Here is a 15,056-nt window from a genome sequence, read left to right on the forward strand (position 1 = left end):
GCGGGTCAGGGGGTGCGTTTGCGACTGATGTAGATCGCCAGAAGGATGATCAGCCCCTTGATGACGTTCTGGAGATAGGGCGATACCCCCAACAGATTGAGACCATTGTTGAGCACGCCGAGCAGCAGGGCGCCGACCAGGGTGCCGAGGATCATGCCGCGCCCGCCGGTGATGGCGGCACCTCCCAGCACCACGGCAGCGATGGCATCGAGTTCGAAACCGACACCGGCGTTGGGCTGACCGCTCATCAGGCGCGATGTCAGGATCAGTCCGGCGATGGCCGCGGTCGTGCCGCTCAAGGTGTAGACCAGCAGCTTGTAGCGCGAGACGCGAATGCCGGACAGTCGGGTGGCCTCCTCGTTGCCACCGATGGCGTACAGGTAGCGACCGGTGGCGGTATGGCTGAGCAGCACATAGCCGATGGCATAGACACCGATCATGATCAGGATCGGCATTTCGATACCGGCCAGAGTTCCACGCCCGAAAAAGGCGAATTCCGGGGGCAGGCCGGAAATCGGGTAGCCGCCGGTATAGATCAAGCCGAGCCCGCGGGCGATGCCCATGGTAGCGAGGGTGACGATGATCGGAGGCATGCCGGCGAACGCCACGAAAAGGCCGTTGAAAGCGCCGAAGGCGGCTCCCACCAGCAGCCCGAGCACGATCGCCAGCGCCGGCGGGACGCCGGCGACCATCAGGCCGGCCATGACCGTCCCCGACAGGGCCATCACCGGGCCGACCGAGAGATCGATGCCGCCGGTGAGGATGGCCAGGCTCATGCCGACGGCGATGATCGCGATGATGGATGCCTGTCGAGCCAGATTGACGAGATTGCTTGAGGTCAGGAAGTTGTCGTTGATCACCGCCATGGCGAAGAAGATGACGATGAAACCGATCAACGGGTAAAAGATCGGGGTGCGCCGCCAGCGGGCCAGTCGTGTCTTGAGGGGCTGGCGGTTGGCGCCGGGAGTTGAGGCGAGCTGGCTCATGATCTGAGTCCCCCCGTGGCATGATGCATGATGGATTGTGAGTCGAGCGCACTGCCCTCGAGTTCGGCGGCAATCCGGCCGTGGTAGAAAACCGCGGCACGGTCGCACAGGCCGAGCACCTCGGGGAGTTCCGAGGAGATCATGATGATGGCGACACCCTGGGCGGTGAGCTCTTTCATCAGGGCATAGATCTCTGCCTTGGCGCCGACGTCGATACCCCGGGTAGGCTCATCGAAGATCAGCACCTTGCATTGATGGCCCAGCCAGCGGGCAATGACGACTTTTTGCTGATTGCCGCCGCTGAGCTCTCCGACTGGGGTTTCGGGACTGGGGGCCTTGACGCGCACGGCCGTCATCAAGTCGGTGGCGGTACGTGCCTCCTGCCCGCGTCGCAGCAGCGGCAAGCTCCCCTGGAACTGAGCCAGGTTGTTCAACGAGATGTTGTCGCGACACGAGAATGGCAGGACCAGTCCCTGTGTCTTGCGGTTTTCTGGAAGTAATCCGATACCTTGTTCGAGAGCGGCAGCGGGGTGCCGGAGCCTTACCGGTTTGCCCTCGATGCTGATTCTGGCGTGGGCGGGACGAGTTGCACCGATCAGTCCCCTGACCAGCTCGGTGCGACCGGAGCCCACCAGACCGGCAAAGCCCAGAATCTCGCCACGATGGAGTTTCAGCGAGTGTTCAGGGCCGTCGGGATCGAGGCGCAGGGACTGGATGTCCAGCACGACATCGTCATAGTCGGCATCGCAACGGCGTTCGGGGAAAATGTTTTCGACGCGGCGACCGACCATCTTCTCGATCAGATCATCGGGAGTGGTCGAGGCGACATGGCAATCGTCGACCTTCTTGCCATCGCGCATCACGGTAACGTGATCGCAGATGGTGAAGATCTCTTCCATGTGATGCGAGATGAACACCATGCCGACTCCCTGGTCGCGCAGCGCCTGCATGATGGCAAACAAGTGATCGGCTTCACTGGGCGTCAGGGTGGCGGTCGGCTCGTCCAGGACCAGCAGTCGGGCATCCAGTGACAAGGCCTTGGCGATCTCTATGAACTGCTGATCGGCAATGCTCAGTTCGGCGATGGGGCAGTCCAGTGGAATCGAGACCTTGAGGCGCTCGAACAGGCGTTGCGCTTCGCGGATCATGGTGGATCGGTCGCGCAGTCCGAAACGGTTACGTTTCTCCCGTCCCAGAAAGATATTGTCCAAGGCATCCAGGTCGGGGATCAGGCTGAATTCCTGGAAGATGATACCGACCCCGGCATCCAGGGCATCCTGATAACCGTGAAAGTCGCGCGTCTGGCCATCGATGACGATGTCGCCCTCGTCCTGCCGATAGATGCCGCAGAGGATTTTCATCAAGGTCGATTTGCCGGCCCCGTTTTCGCCGAGCAGGGCATGCACCTCGCCGGCATGGACATCGAGGGATACATCCTGCAAGGCCTTCACCCCGGGGAACGACTTCGAGATGTGTCTCAGGGAGAGTAGTGGCGTCATGGGGGGATCCTCGTGTGCCGCCCTGGGCGGCACACGTTGTCAGCGTTAGAGGTAGATGGTTACCAGCTGAAGTCGGTGGCCTTGTCGCGATCGATCAGTTCCACGTCGATGGGGATCTCGGCGGGTGCCGTGTCGGCGCCCCAGTACTTGGCCAATCCCAGGCCGAGTCCCAGACGAACCATATCGCGAGGATATTGAGCCGAGGTGGCGATGAAGGGGGAGTCGGGCTTCTGGATCTCGGCAACAGCCTCGGGGTGCCCGTCGACACTGACCAGCTTGATGTCCTGGCCACTGGAGTTGATGGCGATCAGTGAACCCAGGGCACCAATGTCGTTGACGCTGAACAGGCCGTCGAGATCCGGGTTGGCCTGGATGATGTTCTCGGTCACCGTCATGGCATGGGTGCGCTCCTGGCGACCGTTCTGCTTGTCGACTACCTCGATGTCATCGTACTCGTCGAGCGCCGCGGTACAGCCCTCTATGCGCTGCAGGATCGGAACGACCGGAATGCCATCCAGCAAGGCCACCTGGCCTTCGCCATCGAGCTGCTGCGCCAGGTAGTCGCAGGCCTTGTAGCCGGCGTCGTAGTTCTTGGAACCCACGAAGCCGTCCACCGGGCCGTTGGCCTGGGCATCGATGGCGATCGTGGTAACGCCGGCTTCCTGGGCGGCCAGAACCGCCGTCTCGACACCGACCGAGTCGGCGGGATTGAGCAGCAGGATATCGATGCCCTGCTGGATCATGTCTTCGACATCGCTGACCTGCTTGGCGACATCATGACGCGCATCGGTAGTGATGACGTCGGCTCCGAGGCTGTTGGCAGCGCTTTCGAGAGCCTCTTGCATGGTCACGAAGTATTCGTTGTTGAGTTCCTGGAAGGACATGCCGATTGTCAGGTCCGACTCGTCGGCCGAGGCGGTAGCTGCGGCAAGAGGCGTTGCACAGGCGGTGATGAGCGCGGCCTGGCGGCAACGTGCTGTGAGCTTGCGGATATTCATGTTGGCTCCCGGTTTGTTCTTGTCTCGTTATAGGATGTTGGGTTGTTGAAATCATCGAAATGTTAACGTCAACATAAAGAAGGCTAGAAAGCCTCGATGGACGGGTCAATGGACATTCGACCAATGTCTAGTCATGAGAAGGCTCCTGTCGGACAAGGGGGCTGATGCTCCGGACATCACACGATCAGGGATTGCTTAAAGGTCGAAGTTGCTGGGCAGGACCACCATATCGCGAATGGTCACATGGCGAGGGCGGGTCAGCATGTACAGGATGGCATCGGCCACCTCGGCGGGCTCGATGATGCTGCCGGATTCTTTCGCCTTGCGTAGATTATCCTCCGGCCAGTCGGAGAGCAGAGCACTGTTGACGGGGCCCGGCGAGACGGAAGCGACCCGGATGCCGTGCTTCAGGACCTGACGACGAACGGTCTGGACGAAACTGGTCATGGCCCACTTGGAAGAGGCGTAGACCGGCTCCCAGGGGACAGGAAAATGCCCGGCTACTGAACTCGTCACCATGATGTCCCCCGTGCCGCGCTCGATCATGTGCGGCAGGATATTGTGGACATTCTTCATCACCACACTGACGTTCAGGCTGACCATTCGGTCGATGGCATCGGGATCGGTATCGAGCAGGTCGCCGCCAATGTAACTGCCGGCATTGGCGTGGAAGATGTCGAGCTGGCCGGCTTTCTCGAGGATCTGTGACGACAGCGTCTTGCAGTCCTGCGGGTCGAGGAGGTCGATGACCAGTGGAATCGCGGCATCGCCAAGCTGCTCGCAGGCTTCTGCCAGGGCGGCCTCGTCACGATCGATCATGATCACTCTGGCACCTGAAGCAATCATTGCTCTGACGCTGGCCAGCCCGATGCCCGATGCTGCGCCGGTAACGGCCGCCACCTTGCCAGTCAATGCATTCGCCATTTCGTTGTCTCCTTGCTTGCATGGTATTTCGAGTACGGGGTATCGCCCGGGGGCTTGTCAGGGAACCACGCACCTGATGACCGAGATGCTTGAGGCAGGACTCATGAGTTCGGTCGATGTCGGGCTTGATTCAAATGTTGACCTGATATGGCACCTTGGCGATTTCGCTGAATGTTGACGTCAACATTTTGAAGCCTAGGCGGCAGGTTCGCTCGAGGCAATGGCGTTTCGACCAATGTCTAGCGGATGGGCTGACAGAGACCTGGACCCCGAGCACACCCATGAGGACTGACAGAGAGGGTATCGAGGGGTAACCTCATGGCCTGGTAGCATCATTCAGCATTCAACCAGACCGGAGCCTGACATGGATTGCCTGTTCTGCAAGATCATCAATCGCGAGATTCCCGCCGATATCGTCTATGAGGACGATGACGTCCTGGCCTTCAACGATATCGATCCCAAGGCACCGATCCATATGCTGGTGGTGCCGAAGAAGCACATCGCGACCCTGAACGACATCGAAGAGGGCGATCTGGCCCTGGTGGGGCGCCTTCAATACACCGCCGCGCGTCTGGCCAAGGAACAGGGATTTGCCGACGATGGTTATCGAGTGGTGATGAACTGCAATGACCAGGGCGGCCAGACGGTCTATCATATTCACATGCACCTGATGGGCGGTCGTCGCTTCACTTGGCCGGCTGGATAGCCGGAACCCGCGCGGCGCCAGGCCGTGCTACCGCAAGCGTTCGACGCATCAGGTGCATCTGCGCCGCCCTCAAGGCGGCGTTTCGTATTCTGGGCGCTGTGCGTGGCCGATGGCTCGGTTACAATGTCGTGACCGATCTCACGAGGGGGTGCCATGACTCGTCAATATTCCCGCGCCGACGACCTGATCCACCAGTTCGATACCGTGTTGCGCACCCTGGTGCCCAGGGCCGCTCAGCCCTCGCGGCCTTCGCCTGCCACCGACGAGATACAGGACGAGGCGCTCGACGACGAGCAGCGACGTCATGCGGCAGGGCTGATGCGCATCAATCATACCGGCGAGGTCTGTGCCCAGGCGCTCTACCAGGGGCAAGGGCTGACCGCCAAACTGCCCGAAGTGCGTGGCCAGATGGAGGAGGCGGCCCAGGAGGAGGTCGATCATCTGGCCTGGTGCGATGCGCGCTTGCAGGAACTCGAGGGCCGCACCAGCCTGTTGAACCCGCTGTTCTATGCGGCATCCTTCAGCATCGGTGCCGTGGCGGGAGCCGTGGGCGATCGCATTAGCCTGGGCTTCGTGGCTGCCACCGAGGAGCAGGTGGGGCGCCATCTCGACGAGCACATGGAAAAGTTGCCGCCCGGCGACCGCCGTTCCAGGGCGGTACTCCGCCAGATGGCCATCGACGAGGCGCATCATGCTCATCAGGCGCTGGAAGCCGGTGGAGCGCGTTTCCCGGCGCCGGTCAAGGCCGGCATGACGCTGATGTCCAAGGTGATGACCAAGTCTGTCTACAGGCTTTGAGGAAGCACTGCATAAATGCCTGCGCATGCAACTCGCTTCGTTGCGCGGTGCTCGAAAGCTCGCCTAACTTCTCGTTATGTCTCGCTTTCTGTGCTCCGTGCGCCTTGCGCTTTACTATGCTCGGCGAATTTTATTCAGCGCTTCTGCCAGCGCCCCTTCGGGGCGAGCTGTAAGCGGTAGGTAACCCCAGGACCAACTTCAAGACGAAAACCCCCATCGGTACGGACTGACCGATGGGGGTTTTGGTTTTTCTTAAAGCTTACAGCTTAAGGCTTACAGCTCCCGCGCTCCGCGCGGATCAATCCATGTTCCGCGAGTAGAAGATCTCGAGCATTTCCTTGCGTAGCCGGCCTTCGATGTCGCGTGCTTCCTCGAAGGAGATGTCGCGGCGCGAGGTGCCGAACAGGTAGTTGTCCAGTTCGAAGTCCTTGAGCAGCATCTTGGTGTGGAACATGTTCTCCTGATACACGTTGACATCGATCATCTGGTAGGACCGCTTGGTGTCCTCGGCCAGGTAGTCCTGAATGGAGGTGATGTCATGGTCGATGAACAACTTGCGGCCATCCACGTCCCGGGTGAAGCCGCGCACCCGGTAATCCATGGTGACGATGTCGGAATCGAAGCTGTGAATCAGGTAGTTGAGGGCCTTCAGCGGGCTGATCTGACCGCAGGTGGAAACGTCGATGTCGAGGCGGAAGGTGCTGATACCGTTGTCGGGGTGCGATTCCGGATAGCTGTGGACGGTGACATGACTCTTGTCGAGGTGGGCAACCACGGTCTCGGGTAGCGGGCCGGGGCCGGGGGCCATCTGTTCGAGCTCAGCCTCTTCCAGCTCGTGCTCGGCGATCAGGATGGTCACGCTGGCGCCATGGGGCTCATAGTCCTGGCGGGAGATGTTGAGCACATGGGCGCCGATGATGTTGGTGACATCCTTGAGGATCTGCGTGAGGCGCTCGGCGTTGTAGAGCTCATCGATGTAATCGATGTAGGCGTGCCGCTGCTCCTCTGTCTTGGCGTAGCAGATGTCGTAGATGTTGAAGCTCAGGGAGCTGGTCAGGTTGTTGAACCCGTGGAGTCGGAGATTGTCGCTCACGTCCGAGCCTCCTTCGATATGGCTGATGGTGTTCATCCCGACGAGCGGCGCCGGAACCCGCATGGCGATGGAAAGGCGCGTATTATGCACAGCCATCGATGACTGCGCACCTGAAGCGTCATGTTTTTTTCCGCGACACGGCGGGAAGCCTGCGCGTACGAGCCGCGATGCTGTAGCCGCCATCCCTGGCGACCATTCAGTGCTCAGCGCTTCTTGGCCGGGTCGATGAGTCTCATGGCTCGACGATGGTGAAAGAGTGGGTCACCTCGACCCCGCCGTTGGCGAGCATGATCGAGGCGCTGCAGTACTTTTCGGCGGACAGTTCCACCGCACGCTTGACCTGTTTCTCCTTGAGGCCCTGACCGCTGACGGTGAAGTGTACGTGGATCTTGGTGAAGACGCTGGGCACGCTGTCGGCGCGTTCGGCCTCGATGCTGGCCACGCAGTCCGATACCGGCGCGCGGGATTTTTCGAGGATCTCCAGTACGTCGAAGGACGTGCAGGCGCCGAGCCCCATCAACAACATCTCCATCGGCCGGGGGCCGGTATTGCGACCGCCGTGGTCGGGCGGGCCGTCGATGACCACGCTGTGGCCACTGCCGGATTCGGTGACGAACTGACGACCGTCTGTCCACTTGACGCTGGCTTTCATGGGGCAAGGTTTCCTTGATTTGAAGGACGAGTAGGGATGGGCAGCATAGCAGCTGCCCGTCTGCGTCTCAGCCTTGGAGGGCCTGGTCCAGAAGAGCGAGTCGTTCGGGGGTGCCGACGTCGACCCATCGCCCACGGTGGTAATGGCCGGCGACGCGGTCGTCGGCCATGGCAACGCGTAGCAGCGGCGCCAAGGCGAAGGCGCCCTCGGGGTGCTCGGCCACCAGCGCCGGGGCGATCTGGGCGATACCGGAATAGGTCAGGCGAGGGCCTTCCCCCTCGCGAACGCGCCCATCGGCATCGAGGCGGAAATCGCCCTCGGGATGGTGACTGGGGTTGTCGACCAGCACCAGCCTGGCCAGGTCGTTGCCCAGCGATGATGGCAGCGTGGCAGGGTCCAGGTCGCACCAGACATCGCCGTTGACGAGCAGGAAGGAGGCGTCGCCGAGCAGTGGCAGGGCCTGGAGAATGCCGCCGCCGGTCTCGAGGGGCGTCGTTTCATGGCTCCAGGCGATGGAGACGCCGTAGGCGCTGCCGTCGCCCAGGGCGTTGACGATCTGTTCGGCACGGTAGCTGACGTTGATCACCACGTCCTGGATGCCGGCACGGGCGAGTCGCTCCAGATGGTGGACGATCAGCGGCTTGCCGCCAGCTTCCAGTAGTGGCTTGGGGCAGTGGTCGGTGAGCGGGCGCATGCGGGTGCCGAGCCCCGCCGCCAGGATCATCGCCTTCATGCCACGCGCTCCCAGGCAACGCCTTGGGCCTCCAGCCTGGCCAGCAAGGCTGGGCGCAGGGTGTCGGCGAGCCAGACGCGAAAGTCGGTGAATTCGTCCAGTTCCGCCAGGGCATCTTCCAGGTGATCGAGAAAATGCGGCAGGCGGGCGAGATAGCCCTGGCGGCCATCGCGCAGGGTCAGCCGGCAGAAAATGCCGATGACCTTGAGAGCCCGCTGTGCGGCCATGCAGGCAACCCAGTGGTGGAACTGTGATGACTCGATGTCATCCAGGCGGCCATCGGCTACGGCTCGCTGGCGAAATGCCTCGACCCAGGCGCGGCGACGGCTCGCCGGGAAGCGGCAATAGCGGCCGTGGAGCAGCGAGACCAGGTCATAGCTCAGCGGACCGGCCACGGCGTCCTGAAAATCGATCAGGTAGAGCGCGTCGCTGACGACCATCAGGTTCATGGCATCGAAATCGCGATGCACGGTGACCACCGGCTGGGCCAGGGCAGTGTCGATCAACCGCTGACGAAGGGCAGGCCAGCTCGGCGGTGCCGCCAGTGCCAGCCAGTGGTCCAGACACCAGGTCGTGAAGAGGTCCAGCTCACGCCCGAGCAGCTCGGTGTCATAGATCGGCAGGCCTTGCGGATCGGTTTGATTCTGTAGCGCGTCGAGCAGCGTCAGGGCCTGGTCGTGCCAGGCCAGGGTCACTGGAGCCTCCGAGGTTTCGAAACAGTACTGAAGGGGCGTGTCGCCGAGGTCCTCGATCTCCAGGAAGCCGGCATCCAGGTCCACTTCATGGAGATGAGGAACCGGCAGACCGGCGTCCACCCAGCGGCACGCAATAGCTACGAAGGGCGCGCTATCTTCCTTGTCCGGCGGCGCGTCCATCAGGATGCGGCGGGTGCCGTCGGCCAGTGTCAGCCGGAAGTAGCGCCGAAAGCTGGCGTCGTCGGCGGCCAGGCGCAGATCGAGGGCATCGGGGGCGATGCCGTGACGTTCGGCGGCCCACTGGCGGAGGGCGGATTGGCGCGAGGTCGTGTCAGCCTCTGGCATCTTTACCTCATGTCTTATCGGTGTTCGGGGCGTCCTTTGGTTGACGACCCCAGGGCGTCGCCGCATGCTGAGGCCCGACGTCGTCGGCGATGACAGGGACTCGTCGGCGGGACAGCTCGCTTAGGGACTGTATAATACCGATTCACTCCGCCAAGGACATCGTTGAACATGGGCAATCGATCCTCCTGGACGGCCCTGGCCGGCCTCGTGACCTCGAGTATGGTGACCGCCCCGCTATGGGCGGCACCGCCCGAGTCGTTGCCGGCCGAGCAGCTGGATTGGCACCCCTGGGGCGAGGACCGCCCCGAGGGTGCTGTATGCCGGGGGTACTACCAGATGCCGGCGTATCGGCTGGCGACGCCAGCCGAAGGCAAGGTGGCAAGCGAAGCCGATGATGGCCAGTACGGTGAGGACGGCGAGACGGTCCTCAGTGGCGAGGTGGTATTGCGCCGTGGCGAGACCCAACTGGAAGCACCGCAGGTTCGGGTGCCGGCCTCCCGCGAGCGGGTGACGGCCGTGGGCCCTCTGGCACTGCGCGATCGCAATCTGCTGGTACGTGGCGATGCCGCGTCCTTCTCGCTGGACAGCGAGGCGGCGAACATCGACCAGGCTCATTATGTGGCCCATGAGCAGCGGCTGCGCGGCGATGCCACTCAACTGGCGCGGGTCGCCGAGGGGCGCTACCAACTTACCGAGGCCAGCTTCACCACCTGCGAGCCGGGCAGCGACCTGTGGCGATTGGTAGGCAATGACATCGTGCTGGATCAGCAGAGCGGTTTCGGTACCGCGCGGCATGCCCGCCTCGAGGTCGGCAAGGTACCGGTCTTCTATTGGCCCTGGGTGCGCTTTCCCATCGACGAGCGACGCCAGACCGGGTTCCTGTGGCCGACCCTCGGCACCTCCGGCGATGGGCTCGATTATGCCCAACCGTTTTACTGGAATATCGCCCCCAATCAGGACGCGACCATCACGCCTCGTGTGATCAGCGACCGTGGCCTGCTGCTCGGGGGGGAATATCGCTATTTGCTGCCCTCCGACGCCGGCACCATCGAGGGGGCCTACATCGCCGATGATCGACGAGCCGGCGATGAGGCCTCGACCGATTCGTCGCTGGAGAATGGCGATGCCCGCTGGTATCTCGATTACCGTCATGCCGGGCGTGTCGATAAGCGGACGCGCTATCAGTTGCGCTATGGGGCTGCCAGCGACGGCCGCTATTTCGACGATTTTGGCCAGACATTCGGTGATACCGATACCCAGAACATGGCGCGCTTGGCTCAGGTTGAATATCGTGGCGACACCTGGCGGCTAGAGGGCAAGGCCCAGGGCTATCAAGTACTGGACGACCCGCTGGACGAGAACGACAAGCCGTTCTATCGGCTGCCGAGCCTGACCGCCCAGGCGCGCTGGGAGCAAGATGTCGGTTTCTACGAAGAGTGGAACGCCAATGCCACCTACTTCTGGCGCGACATCGAGGGCGATGAGCAGGGCTTCTATGACTTCAGGGACCAGCAACGGCAGGTACCGCTGCGCGAAGCGGCCAACGGGGCCAGGTTCCAACTGACGCCAGCCGTCGGCTGGCGGGCCGATACGACCTGGGGCTTTCTCGAGCCCCGGCTGCAGTTGCACCATACCAACTATGAGCTGGATTACGGTGATCGCCGCACCGAGCGTGACGAGAGCCTGACGCGCACGTTGCCGGTGGCCTCCGTGGATGCCGGCCTGGTCTTCGAGCGGGATCTCGACGTCGGCGGCGACGCTTATCGCCAGACGCTGGAGCCTCGCCTCAACTACGCCTATGTACCGGCCCGTGACCAGAGCGAATTCCCCGATTTCGACACCTCGGAGCTGGCCTTTTCCTGGAACCAGCTGTGGTCGCCCTACCGTTTCAGCGGCGGTGATCGCGTCGGTGACCTCAACCGGCTCTCCTATGGTGTGAAGAGCCGTTTTCTCGAGGACAGCAGCGGTCGTGAACGGCTCTCCTTCGGGCTGGGCCAGGCGGCCTACTTCGAGGATCGGCACGTTGACATGCAAGGGGATTCCGACACCCTGCCCGAGGATCGGGATGATCGCTATCGCGCCACCCGCCAGCGTTCGCCCTGGGTGACCCAGCTCGACTGGCGGATCGATGATCACTGGCGTACCCGTTGGGAGTGGCTCTACGACGACCGCAAGAGCCGTACCGAGAGCACGGGGTTCGATGTGCAATACCGGGCCGATGCCGGGCATGTGTTGAACCTCGGCTACCGCTGGCAACTCGAAGGCTTCGAGCCTGCCGAGGATATCGAGGACACACGGACCTACAACCTTGAAGAGTTCTCCGCGTCCTTCGCCTACAAGGCCATGAATCGCCTGGATCTGATCGGCGGGGTGCGCTACGACAACACCAACGACCGCATGCTCGAGCAACTGGCGGGTGTGCAGTGGAACGACTGCTGCTATGGTCTGCAGCTGGTGTGGCGCGAGTGGATCGATGACGAGGACACCGCCAACACCATCGAGGACGACACCACGGATCGCGGGCTCTTCCTGCGCTTCGTGTTCAAGGGATTGGGCGGCGTTGGCGGCGAGTCCGGTAACTATTTCGAAGCGGCGGTGCCCGGCTATCGCGGCACCGACCTTAGCCGGCCCTGAACGGCGCGTAGATCAACGTCCGCCGGTAGACGCTCCCGCAACCACTCATGATGAAAGGAAGGAACAACATGCGCAGCCGACAACTCGCCACCCTGACACTGGCCCTGTGCCTCGGACTGGCGCCGGTGGGCGTCATGGCCCAGGACGCACGTCAGCCCCTGGACCGCATTGTGGCGGTGGTCAACGAGGGCGCGATCATGAACACCCAGTTCGAGGATCGTCTGGCGCGTACCCGTGCCCAGATGGAAGCCGGGGGCATGCAGGTGCCGCCGGACGATGTGCTGCGCCAGCAGGTGCTCGAGCGGTTGATCGTCGAGGAAATCCAGCTGCAGATGGCGCGGGAAGCCAACCTCAGCGTGGACGATACCGAGCTCAACGGTCAGGTACGGGCCATTGCCCAGAACAATGGCATGACGCTGGAACAGTTTGCCGATGCCCTGGAGGCCGATGGCCTGTCGCTCGGTGCGGTGCGCGACCAGGTTCGGCGCGAGCTCTTGATGCGCCAGATCCAGCAGCGTCGCGTCGGCAGCCGGGTGAGTATCTCCGAGGCTGAAGTCAACCGCTTCATCGAGCAGCAGGGCGGTGGTGTAACGGCCGAACAGGCGCGTCAGGCGTTGTTCCAGCGCAAGGCCAATGACGAGATGGAAGCCTGGGTGCAGGAAATTCGCTCCCAGGCCTTCGTCGACGAGCGCCTCGGATCGGGGTCGTGAGCGACACCGAGTTACCTGTTCTTGCCCTGACCACCGGCGAGCCGGCCGGCATTGGTCCCGAACTCGCGGTCATGCTGGCAAGCGAGGCGCCGCCGTCCGCCAGGGTAGTGGCGGTGGGCGATCCGGCGCTGCTCGAGGAACGTGCCCGAAGCATCGGTCGTTCCATCACGATACGCACGCTCTCGCCGGGTGAGGCGCCGCCAGCGCCTCGGGCGGGCGTGCTGCCGGTGTGGCCGGTCTCGCTGCGAGCGCCGTGTCGGGCTGGAAGGCTGGATACGCACAATGCCGCTTATGTGCTGGAGACCCTGGCCACGGCGGTCGATGCCTGTCAGGCCGGGGAGGCGGCGGGTATCGTTACCGCCCCCTTGCACAAGGGGGTCATCATCGACGCCGGCCATGACGATTTCCGCGGCCATACCGAATACCTGCGCGATGCCTGTGGTGTCGACGAGGTGGTGATGATGCTCGCCACCGAGAAGGCCCTGCACGCTGCCTCGCCTTCATGGCATGGCGAAACGGCGTTGCGCGTCGCTCTGGCGACCACTCATCTGCCGTTGCGAGAGGTGAGCGATGCCGTGACCGGGCCTCGATTGACGCGTATCCTGCGTATCCTCGATGCCGAGTTGCGACATCGCTTCGGCATCCTGTCGCCCCGTATCCTGGTCTGTGGGCTCAATCCCCACGCCGGTGAAGGAGGGCACCTGGGCCGCGAGGAGCTCGATGTCATCATTCCAACCCTCGAGGCCCTGCGTGACGAAGGGTTGACGCTTGACGGCCCGCTGCCGGCGGATACCCTGTTCACCCCGCATCATCTGGCCCGGGCCGATGCCGTCCTGGCGATGTATCATGACCAGGGGCTGCCGGTACTCAAGTACGCGGGCTTCGGACGCGCCGCCAACATCACCCTGGGACTGCCGCTGGTGCGTACCTCGGTGGATCACGGCACAGCGCTGGACCTCGCCGGTCGCGGCGAGGCCGACCCGGGCAGCCTCGCCGTCGCCGTGGCATTGGCCACCGAGATGGCCGACCGAGGCAGACTCGCCTGACCGATCAGCAAGAAGGACGATAGTGAATGACATCCCGCCCTACGGGTCATCGCGCGCGCAAGCGCTTCGGCCAGAATTTCCTGCGTGACCCCGGCATTATTTCCCGGTTGGTACGTGCTATCGGCCCCAAGCCTGGCCAGCGGCTTGTGGAGGTCGGTCCCGGCCAGGGCGCGCTCACCGAGCCCTTGCTCGAGGCAGCCGATGGGCGGCTCGAAGTCATCGAGCTGGACCGCGACCTGATACCAGGCCTGCGCGTGCAGTTCTTCGACAAACCAGGGTTCGTCATCCACGAGGGCGATGCCCTCAAGTTCGATTTCCGTGAGCTTTGCGGCGACGGCCCCGCGCTGCGCGTGGTGGGCAACCTGCCCTACAACATTTCCACGCCGCTGATTTCTCACCTGCTGGCGGCTGGCGATGCCGTGGCGGACATGCATTTCATGCTGCAGAAGGAAGTGGTCGAGCGTCTTGCGGCCGAGCCCGGTGGTGCCGAGCGCAGCCGCCTTTCGGTGCTGGCCCAGTACCATTGCCGCGTCGAGTCGCTGTTTACCGTGCCGCCGGAGGCCTTCGTGCCGCGTCCCAAGGTGGAATCGGCCATCGTGCGACTCACACCGCATGAGACGCCGCCGCATCGCGCCCAGGACGAGGCGTTGATGTTCGAGGTCGTGCGCGAGGCCTTTACCCAGCGGCGCAAGACACTGCGCAACAACCTCAAGTCACGCCTGTCGGGCGAGGCTTTGTCGGCGCTCGACATCGATCCGGGGCGTCGACCGCAGACCCTTTCGGTGGCGGAATTCGTGCGTATCGCCGATCACCTGACGAAGGAGGGGAGTTGATGGAGACCTCGCCTCAGGGTGAACAGGTGCATGTCGATGTCGAACCGGCCTTCTGTGCCGAGGAGTCGGCGCCGTCGGAGCAGCGTTATGTGTTCAGCTACACCATCACCGTGCACAATCATTCCCGGCACAGCATGCAACTGATGGCGCGTCACTGGACGATCACCCAGGGGAGTGGCCAGGTACAGGAGGTCCGGGGCAAGGGCGTGGTCGGCCAGCAGCCGCTGATCGGCCCCGGCCAGACCTTTCGCTATACCAGTCGGGCGATTCTCGATGGCCCGGTGGGCGTCATGGAAGGCGCCTTCACTTGTGTCGATACCGCCACCCAGCGCCCCTTCGAGGTGCCCATCGCGCCTTTCCGACTGGCTGGTCCCAATCAGGTGCACTGAGGCCACGCCTTCACC

Annotated in this window: 16 protein-coding genes; 8 read left to right on the forward strand and 8 right to left on the reverse strand. The window is 63.0% G+C overall.

Annotation, left to right across the window (positions count from 1 at the left end; translation table 11 throughout):
- Positions 1 to 5: 5 nt before the first annotated feature.
- From FZZ93_RS07865 to FZZ93_RS07880, 4 genes are all read right to left on the reverse strand, one after another.
- Complete coding sequence (locus FZZ93_RS07865) at positions 6 to 986, reverse strand: ABC transporter permease (protein ID WP_149321768.1); 981 nt, start codon at positions 984 to 986, stop codon at positions 6 to 8.
- Entirely contained in the window at positions 983 to 2,485 is a 1,503-nt protein-coding gene (locus tag FZZ93_RS07870) for a sugar ABC transporter ATP-binding protein (protein WP_149321769.1), read from the reverse strand. The genes FZZ93_RS07865 and FZZ93_RS07870 overlap by 4 nt, the downstream gene beginning before the upstream one ends.
- A gap of 59 nt (positions 2,486 to 2,544) precedes the next feature.
- Entirely contained in the window at positions 2,545 to 3,483 is a 939-nt protein-coding gene (locus tag FZZ93_RS07875; protein WP_149321770.1) for an ABC transporter substrate-binding protein, read from the reverse strand.
- Positions 3,484 to 3,678: 195 nt separating this feature from the next.
- Positions 3,679 to 4,407: an SDR family oxidoreductase gene (locus tag FZZ93_RS07880; RefSeq protein ID WP_149321771.1), complete on the reverse strand. Its 729-nt coding sequence runs from the start codon at positions 4,405 to 4,407 to the stop codon at positions 3,679 to 3,681.
- Here FZZ93_RS07880 and FZZ93_RS18330 point away from each other — a divergent pair.
- From FZZ93_RS18330 to coq7, 3 genes are all read left to right on the forward strand, one after another.
- A complete protein-coding gene (locus FZZ93_RS18330) occupies positions 4,301 to 4,585 on the forward strand; it encodes a hypothetical protein (RefSeq protein ID WP_187774493.1) in 285 nt (94 codons plus the stop codon). The two genes, FZZ93_RS07880 and FZZ93_RS18330, sit on opposite strands and share 107 nt — an antisense overlap.
- A 186-nt stretch (positions 4,586 to 4,771) precedes the next feature.
- Positions 4,772 to 5,113: a histidine triad nucleotide-binding protein gene (locus FZZ93_RS07885; RefSeq protein WP_149321772.1), complete on the forward strand. Its 342-nt coding sequence runs from the start codon at positions 4,772 to 4,774 to the stop codon at positions 5,111 to 5,113.
- Positions 5,114 to 5,266: 153 nt separating this feature from the next.
- Positions 5,267 to 5,911 carry a 2-polyprenyl-3-methyl-6-methoxy-1,4-benzoquinone monooxygenase gene (gene coq7, locus FZZ93_RS07890; protein WP_149321773.1) on the forward strand — a complete coding sequence of 215 codons (645 nt, stop codon included), beginning with the start codon at positions 5,267 to 5,269 and terminating at the stop codon, positions 5,909 to 5,911.
- 298 nt (positions 5,912 to 6,209) lie between these two features.
- Here coq7 and speD read toward each other — a convergent pair whose 3' ends face one another.
- The 4 genes from speD to FZZ93_RS07910 all read right to left on the reverse strand — a co-directional run bounded on the left by speD (position 6,210) and on the right by FZZ93_RS07910 (position 9,429).
- Positions 6,210 to 7,004, reverse strand: a complete 795-nt coding sequence (gene speD / locus FZZ93_RS07895) for an adenosylmethionine decarboxylase (protein ID WP_149321774.1) — start codon at positions 7,002 to 7,004, stop codon at positions 6,210 to 6,212.
- Between the two features lie 232 nt (positions 7,005 to 7,236).
- Complete coding sequence (locus FZZ93_RS07900; RefSeq protein ID WP_149321775.1) at positions 7,237 to 7,656, reverse strand: OsmC family protein; 420 nt, start codon at positions 7,654 to 7,656, stop codon at positions 7,237 to 7,239.
- 67 nt (positions 7,657 to 7,723) lie between these two features.
- Positions 7,724 to 8,389 carry an N-acetylmuramate alpha-1-phosphate uridylyltransferase MurU gene (gene murU / locus FZZ93_RS07905; RefSeq protein ID WP_149321776.1) on the reverse strand — a complete coding sequence of 222 codons (666 nt, stop codon included), beginning with the start codon at positions 8,387 to 8,389 and terminating at the stop codon, positions 7,724 to 7,726.
- A complete protein-coding gene (locus tag FZZ93_RS07910; RefSeq protein ID WP_149321777.1) occupies positions 8,386 to 9,429 on the reverse strand; it encodes an aminoglycoside phosphotransferase family protein in 1,044 nt (347 codons plus the stop codon). Before FZZ93_RS07910 ends, murU begins: the two co-directional genes overlap by 4 nt.
- A gap of 168 nt (positions 9,430 to 9,597) precedes the next feature.
- On the opposite strand from FZZ93_RS07910, the gene FZZ93_RS07915 reads away from it, so the two are divergent.
- The 5 genes from FZZ93_RS07915 to apaG all read left to right on the forward strand — a co-directional run bounded on the left by FZZ93_RS07915 (position 9,598) and on the right by apaG (position 15,041).
- Positions 9,598 to 12,063 carry an LPS-assembly protein LptD gene (locus FZZ93_RS07915; RefSeq protein ID WP_149321778.1) on the forward strand — a complete coding sequence of 822 codons (2,466 nt, stop codon included), beginning with the start codon at positions 9,598 to 9,600 and terminating at the stop codon, positions 12,061 to 12,063.
- A 68-nt stretch (positions 12,064 to 12,131) separates the two neighbouring features.
- Entirely contained in the window at positions 12,132 to 12,773 is a 642-nt protein-coding gene (locus FZZ93_RS07920; protein ID WP_149321779.1) for a SurA N-terminal domain-containing protein, read from the forward strand.
- Entirely contained in the window at positions 12,770 to 13,819 is a 1,050-nt protein-coding gene (gene pdxA, locus FZZ93_RS07925; RefSeq protein WP_149321780.1) for a 4-hydroxythreonine-4-phosphate dehydrogenase PdxA, read from the forward strand. The genes FZZ93_RS07920 and pdxA overlap by 4 nt, the downstream gene beginning before the upstream one ends.
- A gap of 26 nt (positions 13,820 to 13,845) precedes the next feature.
- A complete protein-coding gene (gene rsmA, locus FZZ93_RS07930; RefSeq protein WP_149321781.1) occupies positions 13,846 to 14,652 on the forward strand; it encodes a 16S rRNA (adenine(1518)-N(6)/adenine(1519)-N(6))-dimethyltransferase RsmA in 807 nt (268 codons plus the stop codon).
- Positions 14,652 to 15,041 (forward strand): Co2+/Mg2+ efflux protein ApaG, encoded by a 390-nt coding sequence (gene apaG, locus FZZ93_RS07935; protein ID WP_187774489.1) that lies wholly within the window; start codon positions 14,652 to 14,654, stop codon positions 15,039 to 15,041. The genes rsmA and apaG overlap by 1 nt, the downstream gene beginning before the upstream one ends.
- Positions 15,042 to 15,056 lie beyond the last annotated feature (15 nt).

Origin of the sequence: Halomonas eurihalina, assembly GCF_008274785.1 — a bacterium.
GTDB classification, from domain to species: domain Bacteria; phylum Pseudomonadota; class Gammaproteobacteria; order Pseudomonadales; family Halomonadaceae; genus Halomonas; species Halomonas eurihalina.

Bases quoted from the DNA above. Each gene is read 5' to 3' on its own strand.
- FZZ93_RS07865 (WP_149321768.1), bottom strand. From the start codon at position 986: ATGAGCCAGCTCGCCTCAACTCCCGGCGCCAACCGCCAGCCCCTCAAG.
- FZZ93_RS07870 (WP_149321769.1), bottom strand. From the start codon at position 2,485: ATGACGCCACTACTCTCCCTGAGACACATCTCGAAGTCGTTCCCCGGG.
- FZZ93_RS07875 (WP_149321770.1), bottom strand. From the start codon at position 3,483: ATGAATATCCGCAAGCTCACAGCACGTTGCCGCCAGGCCGCGCTCATC.
- FZZ93_RS18330 (WP_187774493.1), top strand. From the start codon at position 4,301: ATGATCACTCTGGCACCTGAAGCAATCATTGCTCTGACGCTGGCCAGC.
- FZZ93_RS07880 (WP_149321771.1), bottom strand. From the start codon at position 4,407: ATGGCGAATGCATTGACTGGCAAGGTGGCGGCCGTTACCGGCGCAGCA.
- FZZ93_RS07885 (WP_149321772.1), top strand. From the start codon at position 4,772: ATGGATTGCCTGTTCTGCAAGATCATCAATCGCGAGATTCCCGCCGAT.
- coq7 (WP_149321773.1), top strand. From the start codon at position 5,267: ATGACTCGTCAATATTCCCGCGCCGACGACCTGATCCACCAGTTCGAT.
- FZZ93_RS07900 (WP_149321775.1), bottom strand. From the start codon at position 7,656: ATGAAAGCCAGCGTCAAGTGGACAGACGGTCGTCAGTTCGTCACCGAA.
- murU (WP_149321776.1), bottom strand. From the start codon at position 8,389: ATGAAGGCGATGATCCTGGCGGCGGGGCTCGGCACCCGCATGCGCCCG.
- FZZ93_RS07910 (WP_149321777.1), bottom strand. From the start codon at position 9,429: ATGCCAGAGGCTGACACGACCTCGCGCCAATCCGCCCTCCGCCAGTGG.
- FZZ93_RS07915 (WP_149321778.1), top strand. From the start codon at position 9,598: ATGGGCAATCGATCCTCCTGGACGGCCCTGGCCGGCCTCGTGACCTCG.
- FZZ93_RS07920 (WP_149321779.1), top strand. From the start codon at position 12,132: ATGCGCAGCCGACAACTCGCCACCCTGACACTGGCCCTGTGCCTCGGA.
- rsmA (WP_149321781.1), top strand. From the start codon at position 13,846: ATGACATCCCGCCCTACGGGTCATCGCGCGCGCAAGCGCTTCGGCCAG.
- apaG (WP_187774489.1), top strand. From the start codon at position 14,652: ATGGAGACCTCGCCTCAGGGTGAACAGGTGCATGTCGATGTCGAACCG.